The organism is Candidatus Protofrankia californiensis (assembly GCF_900634765.1).
Classification (GTDB): Bacteria; Actinomycetota; Actinomycetes; order Frankiales; family Frankiaceae; genus Protofrankia; species Protofrankia californiensis.
In genome coordinates this window covers 3,277-4,449 of record NZ_CAAAFT010000384.1, presented here as the reverse complement: position 1 = coordinate 4,449, position 1,173 = coordinate 3,277, and the positions used below count along the sequence as shown (strand labels likewise).

1 protein-coding gene is annotated in these 1,173 nt (G+C 64.8%); it reads left to right on the top strand.

Features of this window, described 5'->3' with window-relative positions:
• Nucleotides 1–385: 385 nt before the first annotated feature.
• Nucleotides 386–1,173, top strand: a 788-nt coding sequence (locus tag DD1DGNOD_RS19720) for a sulfurtransferase (protein WP_131770789.1), incomplete at its 3' end; no start/stop codon positions are given.

Sequence of the window (1,173 nt, the reverse complement as noted above, 5' to 3'; positions counted from 1 at the left end):
GGCGCAACGAGGGATCATACGGCTGCCGATGTAAATGCGGTCCGTGCGCATGATGCCTCGTGGAGCCCCGGAAGATCATCTACTGTCTTGGGGAGCGTTCAACGCCGGTGCCCGCATCAGCCCCGGACGCAGGGCTAACCCGCCGGCAGCGCGGTCGGCGTCCGCCGGATGGTGGGCGAGGTGGGCTGCCAGCCCCGACGGACTGATGGCCTGAGCTGTGGCGGGGAAGGTTGGCGGGACAGCGATGGGGAAGGTTCGCAGAACGGCGACCCTACGCCCTGGTAAGCGTGCTGTGGATATTCCCCATGGTTGGCGCCGTGACCGGCGTGGTCGTGGTGACAGTGGGTCGTTTTCCGATGATCTGTGTGATGAAGGGAGCGCACGGATGAGCCGTGAGAACACGCTTGTCGACGCCTCCTGGGCCGACGAGCACCTCAATGATCCGAATGTGGTGTTCGTCGAGGTCGACGAGGATGTGTCCGCCTACGACACTGGCCATATCCCCGGCGCGGTGAAACTCGACTGGAAGTCCGAGCTGCAGGACCCGGTCATCCGAGACTTCGTGAACAAGGAGCAGCTGGAGAGGTTGCTGTCCGCCAAGGGCATCGCGAACGAGCACACCGTCGTCCTCTACAGCGGTAACAACAACTGGTTCGCCGCCTACGCCTACTGGTATCTCACGCTCTACGGCCACCCGGATGTGCGGCTCCTCGACGGCGGCCGCAAGAAGTGGGAGTTCGACGGCCGCACGCTGGCCACCGACACCCCGGATCGTCCCACCACCACATACACGGCCACGCCGCCGCGGACCGACATTCGCGCCTTCCGGGACGAGGTGATCGCAGCCATCAACACGAAGAACCTCATCGACGTCCGCTCTCCCGACGAGTACGCCGGCCGTTTACTGGCGCCGGCACACCTGCCGCAGGAGCAGGCCCAGCGGGCCGGGCACATACCGACGGCGAAGAACATCCCGTGGGCGAAGACCGCCAACGAGGACGGCACATTCAAGTCCGACCAGGCACTGCAGGCGCTATACACCGACGCCGGCGTGGACCTGGCCACCGACAGCATCGCCTATTGCCGGATCGGTGAGCGCTCCGCCCACACCTGGTTCGCCCTGCACGAACTCCTGAACCTACCGAACATCAAGAACTACGACGGTTCCTGGAC